Source organism: Motilimonas sp. 1_MG-2023, assembly GCF_030547455.1.
In the GTDB taxonomy this organism is placed as follows: domain Bacteria; phylum Pseudomonadota; class Gammaproteobacteria; order Enterobacterales; family CBDFNC01; genus Motilimonas.
In genome coordinates this window covers 20,040-47,002 of the sequence record NZ_JAUOPX010000017.1, presented here as the reverse complement: position 1 = coordinate 47,002, position 26,963 = coordinate 20,040, and the positions used below count along the sequence as shown (strand labels likewise).

At 41.9% G+C, this 26,963-nt stretch carries 23 protein-coding genes; 11 read left to right on the top strand and 12 right to left on the bottom strand.

The window, feature by feature from the left end; translation table 11 throughout:
* Positions 1-5: 5 nt before the first annotated feature.
* The 3 genes from Q4519_RS11080 to proQ form a co-directional block, all read right to left on the bottom strand.
* Positions 6-1,409, bottom strand: a complete 1,404-nt coding sequence (locus tag Q4519_RS11080; RefSeq protein WP_303512194.1) for a sodium-dependent transporter — start codon at positions 1,407-1,409, stop codon at positions 6-8.
* 604 nt (positions 1,410-2,013) lie between these two features.
* Positions 2,014-4,014 carry a carboxy terminal-processing peptidase gene (gene prc / locus Q4519_RS11075; protein ID WP_303512191.1) on the bottom strand — a complete coding sequence of 667 codons (2,001 nt, stop codon included), beginning with the start codon at positions 4,012-4,014 and terminating at the stop codon, positions 2,014-2,016.
* Between the two features lie 15 nt (positions 4,015-4,029).
* Positions 4,030-4,656, bottom strand: coding sequence for an RNA chaperone ProQ (gene proQ / locus Q4519_RS11070; RefSeq protein ID WP_303512189.1), 627 nt, complete (start codon positions 4,654-4,656; stop codon positions 4,030-4,032).
* A gap of 397 nt (positions 4,657-5,053) precedes the next feature.
* Here proQ and Q4519_RS11065 point away from each other — a divergent pair, with 397 nt between their 5' ends.
* Positions 5,054-6,844, top strand: a complete 1,791-nt coding sequence (locus tag Q4519_RS11065; RefSeq protein ID WP_303512187.1) for an ABC transporter ATP-binding protein — start codon at positions 5,054-5,056, stop codon at positions 6,842-6,844.
* A gap of 10 nt (positions 6,845-6,854) precedes the next feature.
* The gene (locus tag Q4519_RS11060; protein ID WP_303512185.1) at positions 6,855-7,859 is read left to right on the top strand and encodes an AraC family transcriptional regulator; all 1,005 of its coding nucleotides are present in this window, start codon (positions 6,855-6,857) and stop codon (positions 7,857-7,859) included.
* Here Q4519_RS11060 and Q4519_RS11055 read toward each other — a convergent pair.
* From Q4519_RS11055 to Q4519_RS11040, 4 genes are all read right to left on the bottom strand, one after another.
* Positions 7,856-8,878: an alpha/beta fold hydrolase gene (locus Q4519_RS11055; RefSeq protein ID WP_303512183.1), complete on the bottom strand. Its 1,023-nt coding sequence runs from the start codon at positions 8,876-8,878 to the stop codon at positions 7,856-7,858. The genes Q4519_RS11060 and Q4519_RS11055 overlap by 4 nt on opposite strands.
* A 265-nt stretch (positions 8,879-9,143) precedes the next feature.
* Entirely contained in the window at positions 9,144-10,850 is a 1,707-nt protein-coding gene (locus Q4519_RS11050; RefSeq protein WP_232799649.1) for a sodium:solute symporter family protein, read from the bottom strand.
* A gap of 10 nt (positions 10,851-10,860) precedes the next feature.
* Complete coding sequence (locus tag Q4519_RS11045; protein ID WP_232799650.1) at positions 10,861-11,124, bottom strand: DUF4212 domain-containing protein; 264 nt, start codon at positions 11,122-11,124, stop codon at positions 10,861-10,863.
* Positions 11,125-11,389: 265 nt separating this feature from the next.
* Positions 11,390-12,259 carry a hypothetical protein gene (locus Q4519_RS11040; RefSeq protein WP_303512178.1) on the bottom strand — a complete coding sequence of 290 codons (870 nt, stop codon included), beginning with the start codon at positions 12,257-12,259 and terminating at the stop codon, positions 11,390-11,392.
* A 382-nt stretch (positions 12,260-12,641) separates the two neighbouring features.
* On the opposite strand from Q4519_RS11040, the gene Q4519_RS11035 reads away from it, so the two are divergent.
* The 4 genes from Q4519_RS11035 to Q4519_RS11020 all read left to right on the top strand — a co-directional run bounded on the left by Q4519_RS11035 (position 12,642) and on the right by Q4519_RS11020 (position 18,518).
* Entirely contained in the window at positions 12,642-13,457 is an 816-nt protein-coding gene (locus Q4519_RS11035; protein WP_232799652.1) for an ion transporter, read from the top strand.
* A gap of 314 nt (positions 13,458-13,771) precedes the next feature.
* Complete coding sequence (locus tag Q4519_RS11030; RefSeq protein WP_232799653.1) at positions 13,772-15,694, top strand: PrkA family serine protein kinase; 1,923 nt, start codon at positions 13,772-13,774, stop codon at positions 15,692-15,694.
* A 25-nt stretch (positions 15,695-15,719) separates the two neighbouring features.
* Complete coding sequence (locus tag Q4519_RS11025) at positions 15,720-16,988, top strand: YeaH/YhbH family protein (protein ID WP_232799654.1); 1,269 nt, start codon at positions 15,720-15,722, stop codon at positions 16,986-16,988.
* Positions 16,989-16,997: 9 nt separating this feature from the next.
* Positions 16,998-18,518, top strand: coding sequence for a SpoVR family protein (locus Q4519_RS11020; protein WP_303512173.1), 1,521 nt, complete (start codon positions 16,998-17,000; stop codon positions 18,516-18,518).
* 38 nt (positions 18,519-18,556) lie between these two features.
* Here Q4519_RS11020 and fadR read toward each other — a convergent pair whose 3' ends face one another.
* On the bottom strand, positions 18,557-19,267 hold the full coding sequence (gene fadR, locus Q4519_RS11015; protein WP_303512171.1) for a fatty acid metabolism transcriptional regulator FadR: 711 nt from the start codon (positions 19,265-19,267) through the stop codon (positions 18,557-18,559).
* Between the two features lie 313 nt (positions 19,268-19,580).
* On the opposite strand from fadR, the gene nhaB reads away from it, so the two are divergent.
* Both nhaB and dsbB read left to right on the top strand, forming a co-directional pair.
* Complete coding sequence (gene nhaB, locus Q4519_RS11010; RefSeq protein ID WP_303512169.1) at positions 19,581-21,164, top strand: Na(+)/H(+) antiporter NhaB; 1,584 nt, start codon at positions 19,581-19,583, stop codon at positions 21,162-21,164.
* Positions 21,165-21,274: 110 nt separating this feature from the next.
* Positions 21,275-21,793 carry a disulfide bond formation protein DsbB gene (gene dsbB / locus Q4519_RS11005; protein ID WP_232799658.1) on the top strand — a complete coding sequence of 173 codons (519 nt, stop codon included), beginning with the start codon at positions 21,275-21,277 and terminating at the stop codon, positions 21,791-21,793.
* 246 nt (positions 21,794-22,039) lie between these two features.
* Here dsbB and Q4519_RS11000 read toward each other — a convergent pair whose 3' ends face one another.
* Genes Q4519_RS11000 through Q4519_RS10990 form a run of 3 tightly spaced genes read right to left on the bottom strand, consistent with a single transcriptional unit; the run spans position 22,040 to position 23,830 of the window.
* Positions 22,040-22,507 (bottom strand): YcgN family cysteine cluster protein, encoded by a 468-nt coding sequence (locus Q4519_RS11000; protein ID WP_232799659.1) that lies wholly within the window; start codon positions 22,505-22,507, stop codon positions 22,040-22,042.
* Positions 22,508-22,567: 60 nt separating this feature from the next.
* Complete coding sequence (locus Q4519_RS10995; protein WP_303512165.1) at positions 22,568-23,533, bottom strand: lytic transglycosylase domain-containing protein; 966 nt, start codon at positions 23,531-23,533, stop codon at positions 22,568-22,570.
* Positions 23,534-23,551: 18 nt separating this feature from the next.
* Positions 23,552-23,830, bottom strand: coding sequence for a YcgL domain-containing protein (locus Q4519_RS10990; RefSeq protein WP_232799761.1), 279 nt, complete (start codon positions 23,828-23,830; stop codon positions 23,552-23,554).
* 111 nt (positions 23,831-23,941) lie between these two features.
* Here Q4519_RS10990 and minC point away from each other — a divergent pair, with 111 nt between their 5' ends.
* From minC to minE, 3 genes are read left to right on the top strand one after another with little or no spacing between them, the layout of a single operon-like run.
* Positions 23,942-24,667, top strand: coding sequence for a septum site-determining protein MinC (gene minC, locus Q4519_RS10985; protein ID WP_303512163.1), 726 nt, complete (start codon positions 23,942-23,944; stop codon positions 24,665-24,667).
* Positions 24,668-24,686: 19 nt separating this feature from the next.
* Positions 24,687-25,496: a septum site-determining protein MinD gene (gene minD / locus Q4519_RS10980; protein WP_232799662.1), complete on the top strand. Its 810-nt coding sequence runs from the start codon at positions 24,687-24,689 to the stop codon at positions 25,494-25,496.
* A gap of 1 nt (position 25,497) precedes the next feature.
* Positions 25,498-25,758, top strand: coding sequence for a cell division topological specificity factor MinE (gene minE, locus Q4519_RS10975; protein ID WP_232799663.1), 261 nt, complete (start codon positions 25,498-25,500; stop codon positions 25,756-25,758).
* 89 nt (positions 25,759-25,847) lie between these two features.
* On the opposite strand, the gene rnd is transcribed toward minE, so the two are convergent.
* The gene (rnd, locus tag Q4519_RS10970; protein WP_232799664.1) at positions 25,848-26,957 is read right to left on the bottom strand and encodes a ribonuclease D; all 1,110 of its coding nucleotides are present in this window, start codon (positions 26,955-26,957) and stop codon (positions 25,848-25,850) included.
* Positions 26,958-26,963: the final 6 nt, after the last annotated feature.

The window sequence follows — 26,963 nt, the reverse complement described above, 5'->3', positions numbered from 1 at the left end:
CAAAGTTAGAGAGAAATAATGCCAACTAGTTGTGCAAACACGATAGTGATTGCAACGGGAGCGATGAATTTCAAGCAAATGTAAAATACGTTAAACGCAGCGCTGTTAAGCTCTACTTCTTGTTCAATTATATGGCGCTTTACTTTCCATCCAACAAAGATAGCAGTGAATAGACCCGCTAATGGCAACATGATTTTAGAGGTTAAGTAATCGAGCACATCAAAGAAGTTTTCACCATGTCCAAACAGTGACATTTTGGTCCACTCTGCGCCAGTAAACGAGTAGATAGAGCCTAAGCTTAATACCCAAATACCTAAGCCAGAGACGATAGCTGCAGGCCAACGATTCATGCCTTTGCGCTCAACTAAGTATGCCGTTGCCGATTCAAGCAAAGCAATAGCCGATGTAAAGGCTGCGAAAACTATCATCACAAAGAAGACAGTACCAAACAGATCACCCATTGGCATTTTACCAAATGCGATTGGCAGAGTTTGGAACAATAAACCAGGCCCTGCATTTGGCTCCATGCCATTAGCAAAAACAATTGGATAAATTGCTAGGCCAGCCATCAATGCAACCAAGGTATCGCAAATCGCAATCCAGATAGATGTACGCGCAATAGAGACACCTTCAGGAAGGTAAGCGCCGTAAATCATCATGATGCCAGACGATAAACTCAAGGTGAAAAACGCATGGCCAAGGGCTTCCAGCACACTTTGAATGGTTAATTTGCTAAAGTCAGGCGCAAACATAAACGCAGCTGCTTCGCCAAAGTTACCTTCAATGGCCGAGTAAACCATGATAATGGCAAGGAGGATAAACAAAGCTGGCATGAGTGCCGTTACCGCTGCTTCTAAGCCCTTATTTAAGCCTTTACCCAAGACAAGCACCGTAGCAACAACCATTAAGCTAGTGCACAAGATAAGCTTGAACGGGTCACTTAGCAGACCGCCAAATAATGCGCCAACCGCATCAGCGTGGGCTGTGCCTGTATCACCTGCAGCGAGCGCCATTGCCGAGAATTGACCATCGCCAGCAAAGAACACGTAAGCAAGCGCCCAGCCTGCAATGACCACGTAGAAGCTCAAGATCAAAAAGCCCGCTAATACGCCAGATGTACCGAGTAAAGACCAATGTGTAGTATTGCCAGACTCTTGAGCAACTTTCGCCGCTGCGTTCGCTGGTGTTGATCGACCACGCTTACCTATAAATGTTTCTGCCATCATCACTGGGATACCAATGAAGAGAATGCAAAGTAAATAAACGATAACGAAAGCGCCACCGCCATTTTCACCCATGATATACGGGAACTTCCAAATGTTTCCTAAACCTACCGCTGCCCCTGTTGCTGCCAATATATAGGCAAAGCGGCTAGACCACCTTCCTGTGACACTCGTATTTGTATTCATTATTTTAATAACTCTTTTTTAATGTTGTGTTTGCAGGCGCAATATAATCATAAAGAACAAACACCTGACAACTAACAAAAAGCTACCAAATAGCAAATTTTAGCTATTTATGCTGATTTATACCGACTTTACCGAAAACCGATTCACTTTAACTGAATAAGTATTCCTTAGTGATATAACTATCATGCTGGCACACGGTGTTTTCTTGCATCATAAGCTAGATATATTATTAAAATACAGACCATTAAACTGCTTTTACCTTTAATTACAGTTTAATATTTCTGTTGAAAAATATTCAATAAGCCGTTATTTCATGCATATTTGCTGAATTAACACTTTAAACAAATATGAGATAAATTTTACATCTGAGTTTTGTTAAATATTGTTAATTTAGTTAACACAGCTTATTAATTATGTTTACTTGGGTATAAACAGTGTCTATGACTAACATAAAACTAAAATGCAAAACTATTGTTTATATCAATATTAGGCTTTATAAGCTCACTCAGCTTACACTTTGTCATTCAAGGCAACGTTCTTAAGACATAAAAAAACCCAAACACTAGTTTGGGTTTAATTAGGCACATTTGAGATAGTTGCTAAATTAAGACTTAGCTAAATCTAATGTGATTGCAGCCGCTTCATCTAGATAAGGATCGGGGAGTTCGATATCGTCTGGCACATCATCTAACTTAGTCACAGGTTTCTTACCAAGACGCGCAAGACGTTCATTTACGCGTTGCAGCTCTTGAGCCTCTTTTTCTTCGCGTATACGCACTCGCTCTGCTTCAATTAGGCTGATGGTTTTACGATCTTTCTCTTTTTTATATTCTTCAATGTCTTGGTAAATGTAAGCAAACTCAGGCGATGCTTGCATACGTGCTTTATGATCTTTATCTAGTTTAGGTATCAATGCACTAAAGCTTCCTAACTGACTGTAGTTAGCTGGCTTAATTTGGTCCCAAGGTAGTGCATTATCTTCAACACTCTCCCCTGTTTCAGCGGCATCGATTGCCGTTGGGAAAAGTATGTCTGGTACGACACCTTTATTTTGCGTGCTACCACCGTCAATACGATAAAACTTAGCGATGGTGTACTGCACGTTGCCCATCGGCTTTTCGTAAAAGTCATAAATACGTGACACTTTACGGTGCTGCTGTACGGTGCCTTTACCAAAAGTATTTTCACCTAAGATAAGCGCACGACCATAGTCTTGAAGCGCAGCGGCAAAAATCTCTGATGCTGACGCACTGTAACGATCAACTAAGACAGTTAATGGCCCATCGTAACTAATTTCGCCATCTGTATCGGCATTGACTTCAATACGGTTACGGTTATTCCGCACTTGCACTACTGGACCAGAATCAATGAATAAGCCGGTAAGCAGTGTTGCTTCCGTTAATGCTCCGCCGCCATTACTGCGCAGATCGATGACGATGCCTTTTACGTTCTCAGCTTTTAGCTTTGTGATTTCTTTGTCAACATCTTGGCTGAGGTTGACATAAAAGCTTGGGATATCGATAACACCAATTTTTTCGTTATTTAAATTGATGACTTCCGATTTGGCGGCGCGATCTTCTAAATGCACTTTTTCACGTACGATAGGAACAATTTTAGTCCCAGCATCGCTGCCTGCTTTCGCGGGTAATACTTCAAGTCTTACGGTTGTGCCTTTAGGGCCTTTAATAAGATCCACTACGTCATCAAGACGCCAGCCAATCACATCCACCATTTTCTCATCACCTTGAGCAACACCGACAATTTTGTCATCGGCGTTAAGGTTTTTCGTTTTGTCAGCTGGACCGCCAGGAACAAGGCTGCGCACAACGGTGTAATCTTCTTCACCTTGTAACACCGCACCTATCCCTTCAAGAGATAGGTTCATTTCCATGTTAAAACGATCAGCGTTACGCGGTGATAAGTAGCTAGTATGTGGCTCAATTGTGCGCGCATATGCGTTCATCACCGTTTGGAACACATCTTCACTTTGCGTTTGAGTTAAGCGTTTGATGGCATTGTCGTAACGTTTGGCTAAGATCTTTTTAATTTCAGGCCATTTCTTGCCAGTTAATTTCAGATTTAATGCATCATGCTTAACTTTTTGACGCCAAATTTCATTCAATTCTGCGGTGGTTTTAGGCCAAGGGGCTTCACTGCGGTCGAACACATATTCATCTGGCGTATCGAATTTGATTTCTTCATCAAGCAACGTCAGAGCGAATTGAAAACGCTCATAGCGACGTTGCAAGTTAAGGGCAAACATATCGTAAGTCGGCGCAAGTCTGCCTTTACTTAGATCTTCATCTAACTGCAGGCGAAACTTTTCAAATTGCTCTAAATCCGATTCAAGGAAAATATTACGATTATAATCAAGTTGCTTGATGTAACGGTCAAAGATTTCAGAAGAAAGTTCATCGTCAAGTAACATCGACTTATAGTGATTACGACTAAAAAGTTGCGTTACTCGCTTACTTACCGTGGCGTGTTGTGCCTCTTGCTCTAGCTTTGGCAATTGTTCAACTTTGATATTTGGCTGAACAGCAAAACTTAAACCAGCAACACATAAGCTTGTAGCAATCAGCGTTAAGTGAAAAACTTTCTTCATAGGGTAATCCTTGTATTAAAGAATCAGATGTTGGGCTTTCACTTTTAATGTCATACCTGACATTAACTGCACTTGCACATCGTCTTTATTGATATCAACTATGGTAGCAGGTACCGGCGCTTTACCCACAATCACCTTCACTTCTTGTGCTACTTTTAGCTGACCAATTTCTGCTGGCACATAAGTGACTTTTTCAGCAGGTTTGTCTGCTTTTGGCTTACTGCTACGGGCTGGTTTAGCGCTTTTAACCGGCGCTTTTTTAGCTGGATTTTTCGCAGCTTTCTCTTTTTCAGCAGCTTTACGCTCAGCAAACACTTTCGCCTTGCTTTCTTTTAGCGCTTTTTGAGCGTGTTCAATATGCTCAGCTTCAAGTTCATCACCTTCAACGCCGTCAAGATCAACACGTTTTGCACCCGGTTTAACACCGTGCAAATAACGCCAGCTTGATGTGTATTGGCGTAAGGCCGAACGCAATTGGGTTTTACTGACTTTGTCATCTTCGCCTAAACGTTCAGCTAAGTCTTGGAATATACCAATTTTGAGGGGCTTTGCCTCGCCTTCGGCGATAAAGCAAAGAGGGAACATTTCTACGAGATAAGCAATAATTTGCTTGTTGTTAGTCAATTTTTCAGTGTTTTCCATGTAAAACCTAAATCTCACTACGTTTCTATAATAAGCTGTTAGCCAAAACCACATTAGAGCGGCCGTATTTGTGAATGCTAACAAAAATATTCACATTCGACCATGCTTGCGCTGAAGTTCGCTAACCCTATCTCATCCCGCCTCGTAAATCGAACAATAATTAAACTTAGTGACGTGATTATCCCGAAATTGATTCAATCTTAAGCATTTTTTAGTTGCTTGAACTTTTTTTGTGCAATCGACAAGCAACCAGTCATACATTGAACGCTGTTTGAAGATGCATAATTTGTTACGTTGCGTTTCGGTATTAGGCTCACTTTTTTGCTCAGGCTTGTAATAAAGTTGCGTGATTCAGCGCACTCGCTAAAATGTCACTCTTTTTATCTTAAGCATAATCATGATCCTTAACTCTTCTCAGCAATTTAGTTGGCGCAGCATTTTTAACAGCGCAAAACAGTTTAAAAAAGAAATTGTCATTGCTCACATTATTGCCATTTTAGCCACCCTCGCCTCCGTGCCAGTCCCATTATTGATGCCGTTAATGGTCGATGAAGTGTTGCTCAATTCACCAGGCACAGCCATTCGCCTTATGGATCAACTTTTACCCCTTGAATGGCAGCAACCAGCGATATACATCGTTTGTGTATTACTGCTTACCATTTTTCTGCGCACTTTGTCGGTGGCTTTAACCGTTTTTCAATCACGTCAATTCACCATTATAGCTAAACATGTCACCTTTCTGGTACGCCGAGTGTTAGTGAAGCAGATGAATAAGATTGCTATCAGTGAATATGAAACCATTGGCTCAGGCAGTTTAAGCTCGCACTTGGTCACCGATGTAGAAACCTTAGACAAGTTTATTGGGGATACCTTAAGTCGATTTTTAGTCAGCGTACTGGCAGTGCTGGGAACCGCCGTTATTTTACTCTGGCTAAACTGGCAGTTAGGTTTATTTATTTTGCTGTTAAACCCCGTTGTTATTTACTTTTCGACTAAGCTGGGCAGCAAGGTTAAGCACCTCAAACGAAATGAAAACAGCGCATTTGAGCTGTTTCAGCAAGCTGTAGTTGAAACCTTAGACAGTATTTATGAAATTCGCGCAGCCAATAAAGAACGCCATTATATTAATCGCATTACCGATCGCGCTAAAGGTTTACGTAACAGTGCCATTGATTATTCCTGGCGCAGTGAAGCAGCTGGCAGGGCCAGTTTTTTAATTTTTCTCATTGGTTTTGAAGTCTTTCGCGCAACAGCGATGATCATGGTGCTATTTACGGATTTAACCGTTGGAGAGATTTTCGCCGTATTCGGCTACCTATGGTTTATGATGGGGCCCGTTCAAGAGCTACTTAACATGCAATATTCTTATTTTGCTGCCTCAGCCTCTTTAAAACGCCTTAATTCGGTATTAGCCCTTAATACTGAGCCTAAGTACCCGATGACAAAAGACCCCTTTACAAAGGCTTCTGAGCTTTCCCTTTCGATCCGTGACTTGCATTTCTCTTATAATGAAGAGCTAGAGGTGATCCGAGGAATTTCATTGGACATTAAGCCCGGTGAAAAAGTTGCTTTTGTGGGTGCCAGTGGCGGCGGCAAATCGACATTGGTCCATTTGTTACTTGGCCTTTATCCCGTGCAACAAGGGCAAATTTTATTTAATGACGTGGATGTGACCGAATGTGGTTTCGAGACCATTCGCGATCATACCGCTACGGTGCTGCAAAGCCCTAGTCTGTTTAATGACAATATTCGTAACAATTTAACCTTAGGGCAAGAAGTTGACGATGAACAAATTTGGCAAGCCCTAGCCGTGGCTCAGTTAGATGATTTTGTCCGTCAGTTAGACGAGCAACTTGACACTCAAGTGGGTCAACGCGGTGTAAAACTTTCCGGCGGTCAAAAACAGCGGATCGCGTTAGCGCGTATGGTGCTATCTGATCCCAAGTTAGTGATCATGGATGAGGCCACCTCGGCCTTAGATACTAAGACAGAAGCAAATTTACACGGAGCTTTGACTGATTTCCTCAAAGCTCGCACCACGATTATCGTTGCTCACCGTTTATCATCGGTAAAACAAGCCGACCGGATATTTGTATTTGAAGACGGTAAAATCAGCCAGACTGGCCAACATCATTCTTTGCTCAGTCAACCGGGCCTGTATCAAAGCCTTTACGGTAGTCACGAGTAAGAGTCTATCTATGCTAAGTATTCCACTGCCGTATATTGCTTCGCTGTTCTTCCTGTTAATTACCGGCTTAGTTTGGGTTAAACGCCCCGTGGCAGTAAATAGAATAACTGCTTTTTTATTACTGTGTAGCGCCAGCACTTTGGTTGTCGGACTTCGCTGGACCGTTGACATTCAACTGGTTAAATTCTTACAACCTGTATTGGCGTCTTTGCTTCCAGTGATGGCTTGGTATTGTTTTTTCATGGCAGAGCGAGTAACGTCATTTTCAGTTAAGCATGCGGTTGCTCCTTGCATCATTTTTCTCAGCTCACTAACCTACCCTTGGTGGACACCGCCCATTGATTTCATGTTAGTGGGTTTATTTATTTGGTATGGCGTCAGACTGCTCCTTGCTGCTCAATCGGATCCTGAGCGAGTGAGGTTTTTTGATGTGCAAACTATCACGAATCTAAAGTACACCGCAGGTATTATGTTGCTATTCTCTGCTGCTATTGATGCCACATTATCGATGGATATTGCGTTTTTCCAAGGCGAAAATGTATCTAATATTCTTACCTTTTCATATTTAGTGTTAATACCTACTTTGGCCATTGCCGTTTTGGTTGTAGGTTCACTGACATGTGGCCACGCTCCCTCTCCTGTTCCAGAGCAAGACACGAGTAACATACAACTCGATTTCGATACAGCAACAGATATAGTAGAAAAACTAAGCTGCCATATGGAACAAGAACATACCTACCTCGATCCTAACTTAACCCTTGATCGACTCGCGAGAAAATTGCGGCTGCCTAGCCGGCAAATATCATTGGCTGTTAATCTTATCTATCACCGTAATGTGTCGAGAGTGATTAACGAATACCGTATTAAACGCGCTCAAACGCTATTGAAAACGACCGAACTCAGTATCACTGAAATTTACCTTGATTCAGGCTTTAACACTAAATCAAATTTTAACCGTGAATTTAGCCGTGTAGCATCAACAACGCCGAGCGCTTACCGCCGTGCTAACGATTAAATAGGCTGTGTTAAAAAACGATAAATATCTCTGAACATGATTTGGTGTAGCTGCTCCCGTGTTGTATCGGCACCATCGCGACAAATGATACTGTCTCCCGCGTGCTCCTGCTCCAAGATCAAATTTGCTTGCGCCTTGCATAACTGAATAAAGCTAAAATGCGCCGCTTTTTCATAGACTTTGTATCGCCGCGTCGAAATTGGCATATGCTCAGCTAAGTAACCCGATTCTAATACTTGTGGCAGATCCCCAATGTCGACCCCAGCTGCGAGAATAAGTGTTGGCACCTCAATCTTATTTAAACTCGTCACGGATAAGCTCCTCGCTAAACCAAGGTCTAAAATAATGGCTTTTGTAATGCGCTTGTCCAGCAGAGCTACCTGATTGGGTTCGTCGGGTTGCGGTTCGTTTAACCCAAGCTCTTCGCCTAAGCCACAGGTTCGTGGATTGTTATATTCTCGACATTGTTCGAAAAACACACTTCGGTCAAATTGAGCACCAATTAAATGCATTGCGCTCCAGCCACCTAGAGAGTGCCCAACAACTGAAATCTCAGCTTGGTCGATTATTGCTTGCCACTTTGTATCCGCTAATAAGACATCCAGTAACCGGACTAAATCATTCGCCCTTAGCCACCATTTTGAGGCAGAAAAGGCTGACTGATCAAAGCTAGTCGTTCCCGGATGATCAACAGCAGCCACGATCATTCCTTGCTCTGCAAGTGCAGTGGCGAGCCAATTTAAGTTGCGCCAATTGCCACGATAACCATGGGATAAAAGTACGAGGGGTTGTTTCATTGTGCTCAAGGATGCATTTTTAACCACAGTCGTGCCGATAAAAGCAATATTTTCACCGATTTTTTCTTTCGGTGTCGTCTCCTGAGTGGGATACCAAATACTGGCATTCACTTGCCGCGACGCTTCACTTACCAAGGTAAACTGTTGGAACCCAACTGACGCAGCATTGGCTACATTTGCGATACCGCTCAATATCATCAATATAATGCATTTAACTTTCATTGTTTCGTTTCCGCTCTGTTACAAAATAGAAACCTAAGTTTGCAACCATACGTCTAGCCTTGAGACTCAATACGCGATTGAGCACGTCCTAAATCAAGATTTAGGACAAAAACACAGTTCATTTACTTAGACTTGGTGGAGATAGCGTTTGTTTTCCTGCAAAGCATTTAGGGGAATGACAGGCTAAAGCTTAAATGATCAAAATATTCAATAACAAAAAAACCCAGCTCGCGCTGGGTTTTAACTTATTAAGAAAGGTTAACTCTTAGTGGTCTATTGCAGCGCCCGCTCCTTTCGGATAACGAATGCTTTCAACCATGTCTTGCACATCTTGTGGTGTTTCTGCTGTCACTTTGTTCACCGCAATGGCTACTACAAAGTTCAGAATCATGCCAAGGGTACCAATACCTTCTGGCGAGATACCAAACCACCAGTTATCTGGCGTGTTCATTTCAGGGTTAATGAACTTGAAGAACACGATGTAAGCAGTAGTGAATACGATACCTGAAATCATACCCGCAATGGCACCTTCTTTATTCATCTTCTTATAGAAGATACCTAAGATGATGGCAGGGAAGAAGGACGAGGCCGCCAGACCAAACGCAAAGGCAACCACCTGTGCCACGAACCCTGGTGGATTGATCCCCATATAGCCCGCAGCAATAACAGCACCTACAGCACTTAATCGCGCGGCAAGCAGTTCTTGTTTTTCCGTCATATCAGGCTTGAGGCCTTTTTTCAGTAAGTCATGGGCCACCGAAGTTGAGATAACCAATAACAAACCTGCAGCTGTTGATAATGCCGCCGCTAAACCACCCGCAGCTAAGAGTGCAACCACCCAGTTTGGTAAGTTTGCTAGCTCTGGTGAAGCCAATACAATGATATCGCGGTTAATGTCCATTTCGTTGCGGGCATCACCTGAGTAGAACATGCGGCCATCGCCGTTTTTATCTTCCCACTTAACGAGACCTGTTTTTTCCCAGTTAGTTACCCAACCAGGAGCTTGCTCAGCAGAAACGCCTTTTAAGTCTGGTCCATTGATTGAATCAATCATGTTAACTCGAGCAAACGCTGCAACAGCTGGCGCGGTAGTGTAAAGGATGGCAATAAAGATTAATGCCCAGCCCGCAGAGATGCGCGCATCTTTTACTTTCGGTACAGTGAAGAAACGAATGATTACGTGTGGTAGACCCGCTGTACCCACCATTAGCGCCGCAGTAATAAAGAACACGTCAACCATGGATTTGGAGCCATCGGTATACTGGTTAAAGCCGAGCTCAGCAGACAGTCCATCAATTTTATCCAGTAAGTACATACCAGAGCCATCAGCCATGGTGCTACCAAAACCAAGTTGTGGCACTGGGTTACCTGTCATCATAATTGATGTGAAGATTGCAGGTACCATAAAGGCAAAGATCAACACACAATATTGCGCAACTTGAGTATAGGTAATGCCTTTCATGCCACCCATTACCGCGTAGAAAAACACGATACACATACCGATGATGATACCCATGTTGATATCAACTTCGAGGAAGCGTGAAAACACCACACCCACGCCACGCATTTGACCTGCAACGTAAGTAAAGGATACAAAAATTGCACAGAAAACAGCTACCATACGCGCAGTTTGCGAGTAATAACGGTCACCTATGAAATCTGGCACGGTAAATTTACCGAACTTACGTAAGTAAGGTGCAAGACACAAAGCGAGCAGTACATAACCGCCGGTCCAACCCATTAAGTAAACGCCGCCATCATAACCGATAAAAGAAATGATACCGGCCATTGAGATAAACGATGCTGCTGACATCCAATCAGCCGCCGTCGCCATACCGTTTGCAATGGGGTGTACACCACCACCTGCAACATAAAACTCGCCCGTTGAGGCTGCACGTGCCCAAATGGCAATACCGATATATAGAGCAAACGTAATGCCGACTAATATAAAGGTCCAGGTTTGAATATCCATATGTTAACCCCTACTCTTCTACGTTATATTTTTTATCGAGCTGGTTCATTTTTGCTACGTACACAAAAATCAGAACCACGAAGGTGTAAATTGAGCCTTGTTGTGCAAACCAAAAGCCTAACTTAAAACCGCCTAGTGAAATTTGATTGAGTGGCTCAACCAATAAAATGCCAAAGCCATAAGAGACTGCAAACCAAACAGCAAGCAGGATCCCCATGATTTTTAGGTTTTCACCCCAATAGCGTTTTGCCATGTCTTTATTTTCGAAAGCCATTGCGCTCTCCTTAAAATGTTAATAGGTTGTTGCATAAATAACATTAAATGTAAAAACTCAATAAGGAACTTAGACTTTAGTAGAAATTATGTTTTTTCAGTTGCTTATGGCCTGAATTTGTAAAAATTCGTTAGCTAGATCGCTTTAGAGCTCGATGATAAGGATGTTTTTTATTGTAAGAAGGGAGGCAAGCATCTTTTTTCAGGCATAAAAAGCAGAAAAGCCAGCAATCAGCTGGCTTTTCATCGTTTCAAGGTTGTAAAACCTAGAGTAGTTTCTGCCAATCTTTGACCTTAGTATTAAAGAAACCAGAGTCTTCATAAGCTTGTTTAACAAGTCCCTTCTCTTTCATTATTGCTATACCGCGATCTAAGGCCTCCGCAACTGCTTTGCCTTGTGGGTGACGTTTTGAGATTGCAAAATGACGTGAGCCTTGCAAACCTATTTTTAAATTTGGAATAGGGATGAGCTTGACACCTTCGGGATCAAATGACATGTCAGGCGTGGGTTGAAATGGCGCAAGCAAAAAATCTGCGCGTCCAATATTGACCATTTTAACCATCGACGACCATTTAACCGTGTTGATGAGCTTACGCATTTTCATCGCATTTAAAGTTTGCCAATCAATGATCCAAGCCTTACTTGATACCGCTATCAAACTACGAACTTCGTCCATCCCTTTTGCTTTCAGGGCTGTTTTGTTGCTTTCTATGGTGTATAAGCCTGCCTCAAACTGACCATTTTCTATAATAGGCTCTGACACATACAGTAGCTCTTCACTACTGGTCAGTAAATCTAGCCAAATTGAGTTACCGGCGAGTACTGCACGACCAGCCAATACTTGCTTAATAATACGAGCATGCGAGTCTGCGGTGATAAAACGAACTGGTGTATCAATCCCACCAAACTTAAGCGCTTGTTGTACTAAGACTACTTCGACGACATCACGTCTTGCACCATTACCAACATAGCTCGTCATTGTTAACGGATTACGCCCGGCAATATAGCTTTCGTAATCTGCTTTTACGTCTGCGGGCAACACGATGATCAGTTGGTCAGACTTTTGCGGTGCCGCCCACACTTGTAATGAAAATACACTGAAAAACAGGGAAACAAGTATCAAAAAGGTTTTCACTCAAATCACTCCATATTACCGAAGAAGAAACGCGCTAATAATCTCTAGTGTGACTGTATTTACTCGCAAGTTAAAGACAATAGGTCATTCTTTATGATGGATCTCATATATTTCCCTTAGTCACGACTAGTTAAAAGCTCTGATAAATACGTGAAATAACATTAATTTCAGTATCTAATGCTACCGTTAGATAAAAAACAGACTGGAATGAAAATATGTTGCACAATATTGAATTTCAAAGCCAAATAAACAAATATTCATCAAACTTTTAAAAAGTGTGGGTTATGCCAATTAGCAAAAAATTCAATGGCTTAATTCAACCCTTTTCAGACGATTTTAGTTCCAGTTTTACTCAACAAATTGCTAGACGAGTTATTTAAAAATGAGCAAAGAACAGATTTTTGAGATTATATTTGGCACCCACAGCGCAGCTGGTCGCCGGTTTGATATCTGCTTAATTGTGGCAATTTTTGCCAGTGTGCTAGTAGTTATTCTCGACTCTGTCCCCATGCTCTCACTACAATATCATCGCTACTTTTATTATGCAGAATGGTTTTTTACGCTGCTGTTTACCCTCGAGTACGCGGTACGTCTCTATGTCTCACCTAAGCCTAAAGTATACGCTTTTAGCTTCTATGGCATTATCGATTTGTTGTCTATCCTACCGGCATTTATTTCTTTGTTGTTCCCTGGCGCCAACTATTTGATGATCATACGTATTATGCGTGTATTGCGTATATTCCGTGTGTTAAAGCTGTTTCGCTACCTGCAAGAAGCAAATACCTTATTTCGTTCTTTGATCGCCTCAAAACGGAAAATTTTAGTTTTTCTTTTTTCGGTGGCGTTATTAATCGTCATTTTCGGTTGTTTGATGTACCTCATTGAAGGGCCAGAAAATGGCTTTACCAGCATTCCAAAAAGTATTTACTGGGCCATCGTCACCATCACGACGGTTGGCTACGGTGATATCAGCCCGAGTACTCCGCTAGGACAAACCCTAGCCTCCATTACCATGTTAGTGGGCTATGCCATCCTCGCTGTGCCAACGGGGATTATAACGGCTGAGCTTGCACAAGAAATTCACCGTGAACGCCACCTTATTCATTGTGATCATTGCGATCGTAGTGGGCATGATCTTGACGCAAAATTTTGCAACCATTGTGGCACGGAACTACCGCCTAAAGGAGTTAATAATTGACCAGCTTAGATACTTTAAGGGGACAGGAACAGCAAGTGAAATAAATAACCGTTAAGATTAGCAAACATTATTACGAAGACAAAAAAAATACTGTAAATAGAAAAAATTGCTTTAAAAACACTCCTTTAATAAGGCAATTTTCAAACTTACAGCTAGGCTTATAAACAGAGCATTCCTCTGGCTACAAACTTCGCTGGGTAAACGGAATCTTTCTTGAATCAGGGATCCATTTTCATATGGGCAGGCAAATAACAGTCTTATAAACGAACTTTAATGGTGTCATTGGAGTTTGCATAACTGAGGGAGTGTAGGTTATGAGCATTTTTGAGCATTATAAATCACGTTACGAAGAAGCAAGAGAAGAAGAGTTCAGCATTAGCGAGTATTTGGACTTATGCCGCGAAGACAGAAGTGTTTATGCCTCTGCGTCCGAACGCCTGCTCATTGCAATTGGTGAGCCAGAGACCATAGATACCGCAAAGGACCCAGTCTTAAGCCGTATTTTTTCCAATCGGTTAATTCACCGCTACCCCGCGTTTAAAGACTTTTACGGCATGGAAGAAGCCATCGAGCAGATAGTTTCTTACCTTAAACATGCTTCACAAGGCTTAGAAGAGCGTAAGCAGATACTTTATTTACTCGGCCCTGTCGGTGGCGGTAAATCATCTTTAGCTGAGAAGCTCAAGCAATTAATGCAAAAAGTACCTATTTATAAACTCAAAGGATCGCCCGTTAACGATAGCCCATTGTGTTTATTTGACCCAGCCGAAGACGGTAATTTACTTAAAAGTGAATACGGTATTCCGCCACGATATTTGCAAAATATTATGTCCCCATGGGCAGCAAAACGCTTAAAAGAATACGGTGGCGACATTAGTCAGTTTAAAGTAGTTAAAGTTTACCCTTCTATTCTCAACCAGTTAGGCATCGCAAAAACCGAACCCGGCGATGAAAATAACCAAGATATTTCATCATTAGTCGGCAAGGTAGATATTCGTCAGTTAGAGCACTACGCGCAAGACGATGCCGATGCTTATGCCTATTCCGGCGCTTTATGCCGTGCCAACCAAGGCTTAATGGAATTTGTCGAAATGTTTAAGGCGCCGATCAAGGTGTTACATCCCCTATTAACTGCGACCCAAGAAGGTAACTATAACGGCACCGAAGGCTTATCTGCCTTGCCGTTTGAAGGTATTATTCTAGCCCACTCCAATGAATCAGAGTGGACAGCATTTAGAAATAATAAAAATAACGAGGCGTTTTTAGACCGCGTATATATAGTTAAAGTCCCTTATTGTTTACGTGTTACTGAAGAAGTTAAAATTTATAAAAAACTCCTTAATAACAGTGAATTAATTGGAGAAAAATGTGCTCCCGGCACATTAGAAACCTTGGCCCAATTCTCTATTTTGTCACGGATAAAAGAGCCTGAAAACTCCAGCATTTACTCTAAGATGCGGGTGTACGATGGTGAAAGCTTAAAAGACACCGATCCTAAAGCAAAGTCTTATCAAGAATACCGAGATTTCGCGGGTATCGACGAAGGCATGACAGGTTTATCGACTCGGTTTGCGTTTAAAATTCTGTCTCGTGTATTTAACTTTGATGAAACAGAGATTGCTGCCAATCCGGTGCATTTATTCTACGTACTAGAACAACAAATAGAGCGCGAGCAGTTTTCCAATGAAGTTGCTGAACGCTACTTAGAATTTTTAAAAGGCTATTTAACGCCTAAGTACGTTGAGTTCATCGGAAAAGAAATTCAAACCGCTTACCTTGAGTCTTATTCCGAATATGGCCAAAACATCTTTGACCGTTATGTCACTTATGCCGATTTTTGGATCCAAGACCAAGAGTTCAGAGATCCTGAAACAGGTCAGTTATTTGATCGCGCCGCCCTAAACAGTGAACTGGAAAAAATTGAGAAGCCTGCGGGGATAAGTAACCCGAAAGATTTCCGTAACGAAATCGTCAATTTCGTGTTGCGTGCGCGGGCGGGTAACCAAGGCAAAAATCCCAATTGGACCAGTTATGAGAAACTGCGCACCGTGATCGAGAAGAAAATGTTCTCCAATACGGAAGACTTACTACCTGTTATTTCCTTTAACGGTAAAACTTCTGCCGATGATCAGAAAAAACACGATGATTTTGTTGCCCGTATGATGGAAAAAGGCTACACCCGCAAACAAGTTAGGTTGCTGGCTGAATGGTATTTACGCGTGCGAAAAGCGTCGTAAGCACCATTATTTTAGGGGGACGTTTATGTCACATTTTATTGATCGGCGGTTAAATTCAAAAAATAAAAGCACAGTTAATCGCCAACGCTTTATGCGACGATATAAAAAGCAAATAAAACATGCAGTATCTGAGGCGGTAACCCAAAGAAGTATTCAAGACGTCACTTCGGGTGAAAGTATCAGTATCCCGCAAAAAGATTTATCGGAACCTTTTTTTCACCAAGGTACTGGTGGTAAACGTGGCCGAGTTCACCCAGGCAATGACAGTTTTGTCACTGGCGACAAAATTAAACGCCCGCCGCCCCAAGGCGGCGCTGGCAGTGGCGAAGGCGAAGCGAGCGACCAAGGTGAAGGGAGTGATGACTTTGTTTTTCAGATTTCGAAAGATGAATATTTAGATTTATTGTTTGAAGATCTTGCTTTGCCTAATCTTGAGCAAAAGCAATTAGACAAACTGATTGAATACAAAACTTATCGCGCGGGTTTTACCTCCGATGGTGTTCCCGCCAATATAAACATTGTACGTTCATTACAAAATTCTTTGTTACGTCGAACTGCGTTAGGTGCGGGGAAAAAACGACGCATCAATGAACTAGAGCAACAGATAAACGAGCTAAGACAAGTAAAAAAGCCAAATCTGATATTAATAGCAGAATTAGAACAGGAGGTTGAAACCCTTAAAAACAGGGTCCGTCATTTACCTTTTATCGATACCTTTGACCTTAAATTTAATAACTTTGTACAACGCCCGGTGCCCAGTAGCCAAGCCGTTATGTTTTGTTTGATGGACGTATCAGGCTCGATGGATCAAGCGACAAAAGAAATGGCAAAGCGCTTCTACGTTTTACTCTATTTATTTCTCACCCGCAGTTATCAGCATATTGAAGTGGTTTTTATTCGCCATCATACCCAAGCTAAAGAAGTGGATGAGCAAGAGTTCTTTTACTCACAAGAAACGGGCGGCACTATCGTATCCAGCGCGTTAAAGTTAATGCATGAAATAGTGCAAGAGCGCTACCCCGAAAATCAATGGAACATTTATGCAGCCCAAGCATCAGATGGTGATAACTGGGCAGATGATTCGCCAACTTGCAGAGCGCTACTGGAAGATAAGTTACTTCCTTGGCTGCGCTATTACGCCTACATTGAAATTACTAATCGCCCTCATCAGTCCCTATGGCGTGAATATGAGAAATTAACTCAAACACACCCTGAATTTGCGATGCAACATATCCGCAGCATTAACGATATTTTCCCTGTATTTAGGGAGTTATTTAAGAAGCAAGCTGCTTAGGAAGGGAATATGAAAAAAACCAAACATTTACCCCATGGACCGGACTGGGATTTTGATTTGCTTGCCCTTTATGATAAAGAAATTCAACGGGTTGCTAACATTTACCGGCTAAATACCTATCCGAATCAAATCGAGGTAATTACCGCTGAACAAATGATGGATGCCTATTCAAGTGTGGGCATGCCTATTGGTTATCGTCATTGGTCATTTGGTAAGAAATTTATTCAAACCGAGCAAACCTATAAACGAGGCCAAATGGGCTTGGCTTATGAGATTGTGATTAACTCAGATCCCTGCATTGCCTACTTGATGGAAGAAAATACCTTGCCTATGCAAGCGTTAGTCATCGCGCACGCCTGTTATGGCCACAATTCATTTTTCAAAAATAATTATTTGTTCAAAACCTGGACCGATGCCAGTTCAATTATCGACTACTTATTGTTTGCTAAGCAGTATATTGAACAATGTGAAGAAAAGTATGGTATCGATGAAGTAGAAGACATTCTCGATTCATGTCATGCCTTAATGAACTACGGCGTTGACCGATACAAGCGGCCGCAAAAAATATCTCTAAGTGAGGAAAAGCGCCGCCAACAAGAGCGTACGGATTATATGCAAAGCCAAGTTAATGCTTTGTGGCGAACCATACCGATAAAACCCGAAAAAACCAATCCAACCACCGAACGCTTTCCCAACGAGCCGCAAGAAAACATTCTCTATTTTATTGAAAAACATGCACCATTACTGCAGCCGTGGCAACGTGAAATTGTGAGAATTGTACGTAAAATCAGTCAGTATTTTTACCCACAGAAACAAACTCAAGTGATGAATGAAGGTTGGGCTACTTTTTGGCACTACACTTTAATGCAACATTTGTACGATGAAGGAAAATTATCAGACAAATTTATGCTTGAGGTAATACATAATCATACTAATGTAACCTTACAACCGCCTTATAACGCCAGTTATTATTCCGGTATTAACCCTTATGCATTGGGCTTTGCAATGTTTACAGATATTAGACGCATTTGTGAGCACCCTACCGCGGAAGACAAAGAGTGGTTTCCGGATATTGCAGGTAGCAACTGGCTAGATACCCTGCACTTTGCTATGCAAAACTTTAAAGATGAAAGTTTTATTGGCCAATATTTATCCCCTAAGTTAATACGAGACTTTAAGTTTTTTGGGGTGATTGATGATGACAGTAAAAACTACATTAATGTTGAAGCGATTCACGACGAATCCGGTTACCAGAAAATTCGTCAACAGCTCGCAGAGCAGTACAATTTGAGTAATACTGAACCCAACATACAAGTTTACAGTGTGGATTTAAATGGTGATCGTTCATTGAAATTACGCTATGTGCCGCATCAAAAAATCCCACTTGGTGACAGTACTCAGGAAGTGCTTAAGCACCTTCATCGACTATGGGGGTTTGATGTGTCGCTAGAGCAAGAACAAGATGATGGTAAAGTACACATTCTAGCCAAGATTCCACCAAACCCGACGCTTTCAGATGATTTAAACTGAAACTCATCTAAAAGCTAGGTTGTTGGATGCCGATGAGGTTAGTCGTTAAAGCTCTCAGGCAGCTGGCTTTTTACTAAGCTCCAAAGCTGCGCGCTTTGTTTACCATAATCGCGCACATATTGATGCACGCTATTGTGCTTATCCGCTGCAATAAAATGCTCAAGACCAAGATAAAAGTCTAACGCCAATTGACGGGCCTGGGGCAAGTCGAAATAGAAAGCACCTAATTTTTGGTATAAACTTTTAAAGCCATTTAGGACTAAAACATAAATCATATTGTCTGAGGCCAGTGCCAGCTCATGATAGAAGTAATAATCATAATCAACAAATTGAGCACTGTTTTCATCCACGGAGGGACGTCGCTCAATAATTTCTAGCACTTTCTTTGGGTTACGCTTTAACGCACTACGAATAAAAATGGCACTAATATTTGTACGAGCGGATAACAGTTGATCAATAAGCTGTGGGAATTTGTCACCATCGAGTCGGGCCAATGTTTCCAGAATATTCAACCCTGAAGTTTGCCAAATATCATTTACTTGCGTTGGTTTACCATGTCGAATTGTCAGCCAACCGTCACGCGCGAGTCGTTGTAAAACCTCTCTTAACGTCGTTCTTGTTACGCCTATCATTTCCGACAGTTCACGCTCTGCCGGCAAAATTGAGCCCGGTGGGAAACGTTCATTCCAAATGGAATCGATCAAATATTCTTCTGCTACACCGGCAGGGCTCTGGGCTTTAAATACCATTCTATCCACTCTTGAATAACTTAATGACCTGAGTTAAAGCTGTCATCCTTAAGACCCAAAAGAAAATGGAAATCTAAAGAAAAAATGAACCATTACTTGCATCCATTACTTCGTGACGTAGATCACGTTATTTTTTGTTATCAACTACATCAAAATTGCACCAATCTGGCTACAATACGCGCGATTTAATAAGACGCATATATTGTGCCATCAAATCGGACTGGCAAAAAAAGAATTTTCCCACCAGGACTGAATTCATAACTATACATGCTAGCCGCACCTATTATATTGGACAAAGGAAGTTAATAAAACAATGTCAGACTTACTGATCGCAGGTTGCCGAAATTTCCTCGGTAACGCGCCTAAATGGTACAAATGGGCCATTGTTACATTTTTAGTAATGAACCCTATCATTTTTTCTATTGATCCCTTTTTAGCTGGCTGGCTACTAGTGGCTCAATTTATCTTTACTTTAGCCATGGCGCTAAAATGTTACCCTCTGCAACCAGGCGGCCTATTGGCGATAGAAGCTGTTGTCATTGGTATGACTTCCCCTTCGCAAGTTGAACATGAGTTGTTAGCTAACTTTGAAGTAATTTTACTATTGATCTTTATGGTTGCTGGTATTTACTTCATGAAGAACTTATTACTTTATATATTTACTAAGTTGCTGATTAAAGTTAAATCTAAACCACTTCTTTCACTTTCATTCTGTTTCGCAGCTGCTTTTCTATCTGCCTTCCTTGATGCTCTTACCGTTATAGCAGTGGTCATTAGTGTCGCGGTTGGCTTTTACAGCATCTATCACAAGGTGGCTTCAGGTAAGGACAACAGTGCCCTTGACCATGACCATACGTGTGACAATAGCTTACAAGAGCAGCGTCGTGAAGATTTAGAAAAATTCCGTGCTTTCTTACGTAGCTTGTTAATGCATGCGGGTGTGGGCTCCGCGTTAGGTGGTGTGTGTACTCAAGTGGGTGAGCCACAAAACTTAATTATTGCTGACCAAGCCTCTTGGGACTTTATTGAGTTTGCTTTACGTATGGCACCAGTGACTATCCCTGTGTTTATCTGCGGTATGGTAACTTGTTACTTTGTAGAGAAAATGGGCTGGTTTGGCTACGGTGCTAAATTACCTGCAGCAGTACGTCAAATTATGGTTGATTTTGATAATGAATCTGATGCAAAAATGACTAAGCGAGACGTGGCTAAATTGCTTATTCAAGGCTTGATTGGCGTTTGGTTGATCATCGGTTTAGCATTGCACTTGGCACCGGTTGGTCTAATTGGTCTATCCGTTATTGTGCTTGCCACCGCCTTTACTGGCATTATTGAAGAGCATGCGCTAGGTAAAGCGTTTGAAGAAGCCTTACCTTTTACAGCGCTACTCGCCGTATTTTTCACGATTGTTGCTGTTATCATTGATCAGCATCTGTTTAAGCCAGTGATTGAAGCAGTACTTGCGCAAGACGGTCACTCTCAATTGGCCCTATTCTATATTGCCAATGGCTTACTCTCTATGCTCAGTGATAACGTATTTGTCGGCACTATTTACATTAATGAAGTAAAAACAGCACTCATTAATGGCCAAATAACGCGTGATCAGTTTGACCTATTAGCGGTAGCGATCAACACCGGTACTAACCTACCGTCAGTGGCAACGCCAAATGGTCAAGCTGCATTCTTATTCCTATTAACTTCTGCCATTGCACCATTAGTACGCTTGTCTTACGGTCGTATGGTGTGGATGGCGCTACCATATACTATCGTTCTTGCTATTGTCGGTATGATTGGCATTATGTTTTTCTTGGAAGGCGCAACCGAATGGTTGTACCTACAAGAATTGATTAACCATCACACCGCTGCTGAAGCAGCAGGTGCTGCTAGCGGACACTAATGCTCATCTATCACAGCTAATGAATGTCTAGTTGTGTAAAGATCATAGTTTTAGTAAATAAAAACCCAGTATAATCACTGGGTTTTTTACTATTCAAGGAACGAAACTTTATGCAGTACCTCAATCAGTTAGCGTCAACACGTGGCCCTTGGTTACTGTTGGCCTTTTCCGCCCTTTGTCTTGAACTCACCGCCCTCTTCTTTCAACATGTAATGGAATTAGAGCCTTGTGTGATGTGTATATATGAACGTATCGCCATGATGGGCATCATCGCTACTGGATTGGTTGGCGCGATCAAGCCTGATTTTTATGCCACTCGCTGGTTAGGTTTTATATTATGGGGTACTAGCGCGTTTTGGGGCTTACAACTTGCACTTGAGCATGTTGATTACCAAATGAACCCTTCTCCTTTCTACACTTGTGACTTTATTCCAAACTTCCCTGAATGGATGCCCTTACATCAATGGGTACCTTGGCTATTTAACCCAACCGGTGATTGTGCCGATATTGTTTGGCAGTTCCTCGGTTATAGCATGCCGCAATGGTTAGTGGTGTGTTTCACCATTTACAGTGTCATTTTCTTAGTGGTGCTGGTAGGCCAATTTGGCAAAAAGAAGTGTTGTGAATAGCAAAGCTTATTGGGAAAAATACCTAATAAAACAAGTGGCAGGGTGCTGCTTGTTTTATTAGTCAGTCTTATCTAGAACAGAGCGGCAACGATAGCCAATTTAAACACTCACCTTTGGGTGTTTCTGAGTTAACACTAAAGTGATTGATGACAATGTTGGCTCTAATCAGCTATCCCTCATCTGTGTAGGCTTCATGACCTAAGCTTTTCTTTCAGAATGAGTGTAGCCTCGTCGTATATTATTATTTTACTCTGCTGGCCAAGTCGCTACGTGATCTTCTAAATCAATATCATCATATTCGGTGATCACTTTACCGCGCACCGAGTGGCCGCCAGCGTGCATAGCACTGCTACTGCCTGTGAGTAAAGGATGCCATTCAGGCAAATCTTTCCCCTCGACAATTCTTCGGTAGGCGCAACTCAGGGGCAACCATTGAAATTGATCTATATTCGCCAATGACACTTTGACGCAGTCAGGCACCAACTTAAACCGTTTCTCATATTTTTTACACTGACAACTTTTAGTGTTGAGTAACTTACAAGCAACATTGGTGTAATGCAGCTCGTCGGTTTCATCATCTATCAGCTTACTTAGGCAGCATTTACCACAGCCGTCGCACAGTGACTCCCACTCTTGTGACGTCATTTGGGCTAAGGTTTTTTCTTGCCAGAATTTAGTTTCTAATTGTTTTATATTAATTTTTTGCTCGGTCATCACATTAGCTCAATAAAAAAGGTGCGCAAATGCGCACCTTAAAAACACATTATAACGTTCTTACTTAATCGGTGGGTAGGCAATGCTGTCAGCAAGGGTGCCCACTGCCGCTACAAAATAGTTTGAGCGATTCCATTTCATTAAGGTGGCATAGTTATCATAGGCTAAGTATGCGCGGCCATGCTCATCATCGGGCAGTACCAACCATGCTGAAATATCTCGGGTAGGTAAATCTGATCCGTCAGTCTTACGCACGCCCAGCGCTTGCCATTGTGCTAAGGTTTTTTGAGATTGCTTTAAACCGGTGACACTAATATCTAAATTTTCTGGAATTTTAACTTGGCGACCCCAAGTTAAATCATTATTCCAACCTGACATTTTGAGGTAGTTAGCCGCTGAAGCAAATACATCCGACTTAGTTTGCCAAATATCTTTACGACCATCGCCACTGTAATCCACGGCATAGGTTAAAAATGACGTCGGCATAAACTGGCATTGCCCCATGGCACCGGCCCATGAACCTTGCATTTTGTCTAAACTAATGTGACCTTCATCCAAAATGGTTAATGCCGCTAATAGCTGTTCTTTAAAAAAGGCTTCGCGACGGCCATCGTAAGCTAAGGTTGCTAAAGCTGACACCACATCAAAATTACCAGTATAACCACCAAAGTTAGTTTCAATGCCCCACAAGGCCACAATAAAACGCGGTTGAACGCCGAAGTCTTTGCCGATTTTTTCTAGCTCAACACGATGTTTTTTGTATAAATCGCGCGCTTGCTTGATCTTCCACTGGGGCACTGCTTTGGGTAAATAAGTGTCTAATGTTTGCTTAAATTCTGGTTGTGATTTATCCAGTTTAACGGCACGTTCGATAAATTTAGCTTGTGATAAGGCTTGCTCGACCACTTGCTCACTTATACCTTGCTCAATGGCTTCAGCCTTAATACCGCTCAGATAAGTTTTATAGTCTGGCTTTTCAGCTGCTTGGGCAAGTACGGCGCCCGAAAAAAGTAAGCTTGTTAACATTAAAAAACGCATAGTCTATTATTTGTCCTTTTTTTGTTGAGCTTTATGTTGCTCTAAATAATTGATTGGCGGTGGCGGCAACTGTAAGTAAAAACCCTCATCGCTAAGGGACTGTTTAACCTTATCGATATCAGCGCGCACTAAATGCTGCTGCTTAGCTAAATTAATCACTAAAACCAACTGCGCCTTGCCAAACATTTTCATTAAAGCTTCTGGTACAGGAGTAAAATCATCTTTCTTGGCTAAATAAAGATAGGTTTCTTCTTTCTTTAAACTTTTATATATCGCACACAACATAAGATGCTTCTTGGTCATTTCTTGCCTAACTTGGAGACAGACTATAACATGACAGGCAATAGGCAATTAATAGATTTAGCAGAATTTTTATTGATAGGAAATCGCCACCGTATGGCCGAGAATAATATTGAGTTAAAAGGCACCAATTTTACACTTTTTGTTTTAAATATCAGCGATAGCAACTTGTCAGATATCCAACATGCATTAGAAAAAAAAGTGCAACAGGCTCCCGCCTTCTTTAGTGGCGCACCTGTCGTAATCAATATTGAAAAGTGTGAAGACGAAATTGATTTTATGGGGCTCAGCGAAGTAATCAAGGGCCAACAATTTGTCTTGGTTGGTATTACGGGAGCTCAAAATGATGCAGTCAAGCAAGCAGCCCGCCAAGCAGGGTTAGCGGTGTTAAAATCCGGCCAAGCCAGTCAGGCTGAAACACCCGCGCCTGTGGCTGAAGCAAAAGTTGAAACGCGTATCGAAACGCAAATAGAAGTTCAACATCAAGACTCGCCCGCTACCTTATTTCATCAGGGGCAACTTAGATCTGGCCAGCAATTATACGCAAAAGATAAAAATTTGGTCATTATTGGCTCCGTCAGTGCTGGAGCTGAGGTCATTGCAGATGGTAGTATTCATGTTTACGGCCATTTACGGGGCCGTGCAATTGCAGGTGCCAAAGGCGATATAAACTCACGCATATTTTGTCGAAACTTGGAAGCTGAACTAATTTCTATTTGCGGCAATTATAAATTAAGTGAAACGTTACAAGAAGAATGTTGGCAACAAGCTGCCACTGTTTCCCTTGAAAACGATCAATTGAAAATTTCAAATCTAGATTAATCATAAAGGAACATCGGGAATGGCAAGAATTATTGTCGTCACATCAGGTAAAGGCGGCGTTGGTAAAACGACCACCAGCGCAGCAATTGGTACAGGCCTAGCGCAAGCTGGTAAGAAAACAGTGATCGTAGATTTTGATATTGGATTACGTAACCTTGACTTAATAATGGGCTGTGAGCGCCGTGTTGTATATGACTTTGTGAATGTAATCAATGATGAAGCGAACTTGAACCAAGCGCTTATCAAAGACAAACGCATTGAGAATTTATACATTTTACCTGCGTCTCAAACTCGAGATAAAGATGCGTTAACCAAAGAAGGTGTTGAAAAGGTACTAAACGATTTAGCTGAGCGCTTTGATTATATTGTTTGTGATTCACCGGCTGGTATCGAAAAAGGTGCCATGATGGCCCTGTACTTTGCCGACGAGGCAATCATTACCTCTAACCCTGAAGTCTCATCGGTTCGCGATTCGGATCGTATTATTGGCATGCTTTCAAGTAAGTCTCGCCGTGCTGAACAAGGCTTAGAGCCAATTGTTGAACACTTGTTGATCACGCGTTATTCACCGAAACGTGTTAACTCTGGCGACATGCTGAGTGTTGAAGACATTAATGATATTTTAGCGGTCAAGCTACTTGGCGTTATCCCTGAATCGCAGGCTGTACTTAAAGCATCAAACTCAGGCGAACCCGTTATACTTGATAGTGAAAGTGATGCAGGTATGGCTTACCAAGACGCAGTTGATCGCCTTCTGGGTGAAAGCCGCGAATTCCGTTTTATACAAGAAGAAAAGAAAGGCCTACTGAGTCGCATATTTGGAGGATAAGATGTCGTTGCTTGATTACTTTAGATCAAATAAGAATAATACTGCACAGCTCGCAAAGGAACGCCTACAAATTATCGTTGCTCATGAGCGCGGTCAGCGCGCGGGTCCGGATTACTTACCTGAGCTACGCAATGACATTTTGCAAGTGATCCGTAAATACGTAGAAATTTCACCTGAGCAGGTTACCGTGCAACTTGAGCAAAAAGGCTCAAACTTATCGGTGCTTGAGCTCAACGTGATGTTACCTGAAGACAACAAGTAACAATTCTTCAGTTGTTAGTGTTTCGGTATAAAAAACCACACAATTGTGTGGTTTTTTCGTTTACATGGCTGGTATAGGGTTTAAAGTGATTATTCAGCTAAATGCTTTGCCATCAGTTCAAAGCGCCAGCTAGACAATAACATGGGCTTTTCAGCTGTCTCTTTTTGTGCATCTGATAGTTTCCATAACCAAGATAAATATTGGTGAATCGTCTTCTTTGACGCGATCAGCTCAACGGGCAGATCATAAGTGGTTGCGGTTAAGCTAACCGCATCTTTGATCCGTTTGAATTCTTTTTTATAAGCTGGATATTCTATAATAGGTTTGATTTTGTCTGGACAATCATCATTCGCCACAGCCAAGCCTTGTTTCACCAGCTGTAATAAAGTATTACCATGAATCCGAATTTCTTGGTCAGTCACGCCAATGGATGATAGTTGTGCTTTGGTGGTGGGGGCATGTTTGGCGATTTCCCATAAATGGGCTTCTTTAACCACAAAGTTTAACGCATAGTTGCGTGATTGCGCCGTTTGATAACGCCAACTGGCCAGTAGTTTAAAAATAGCTAAACTGCGACGCGAAAGCTTAGACGCATTTTTTAAATCAAGATAGATTTCATCAGGTTGTACTTTTTGCAGACGTTTTTGTACCAAGTTTTGGCATTCTTGCTTGAAAAAATCAGTCATGCCTTTAGTGACCAACTTTTCCGCTAGCTGGTCATAACATTGTTCAAGGTACACAACATCTTTAATCGCGTAGTCAAGCTGAGCCGGTTGCAGTGGACGCGCTAGCCAATCGGTTCTTGATTCACCTTTGTCTAATACGACACCGGTGAGCTGTGTCACCATGGCGGCGTAACCTAACGAATGCCCCATATTCAAAAAAGCACAAGCCACTTGTGTATCTAAATACTCACCCTCTAGGTTACCCTTGTGGTTGAGAACAATTTCTAAATCCTCACCGAACGAGTGCCACAGGCTGGTTTTTACTGATAGCTGCTGCCAAAATGGCGTTAAATCCCCTACCGCTAACGGATCAATTAAATAAAACTGGCCATCTTGAGCTAATTGTAACAAGCCCAAATTAGCATAAAAGGTACGGGTTCTAACAAACTCGGTATCCAATGCCATTAGGCTTGGTGTTAAGTCAGCACATAGTTGCTGTAGCTGACTTTGACTATCAATAAAATTAAATTCCAACTGCTT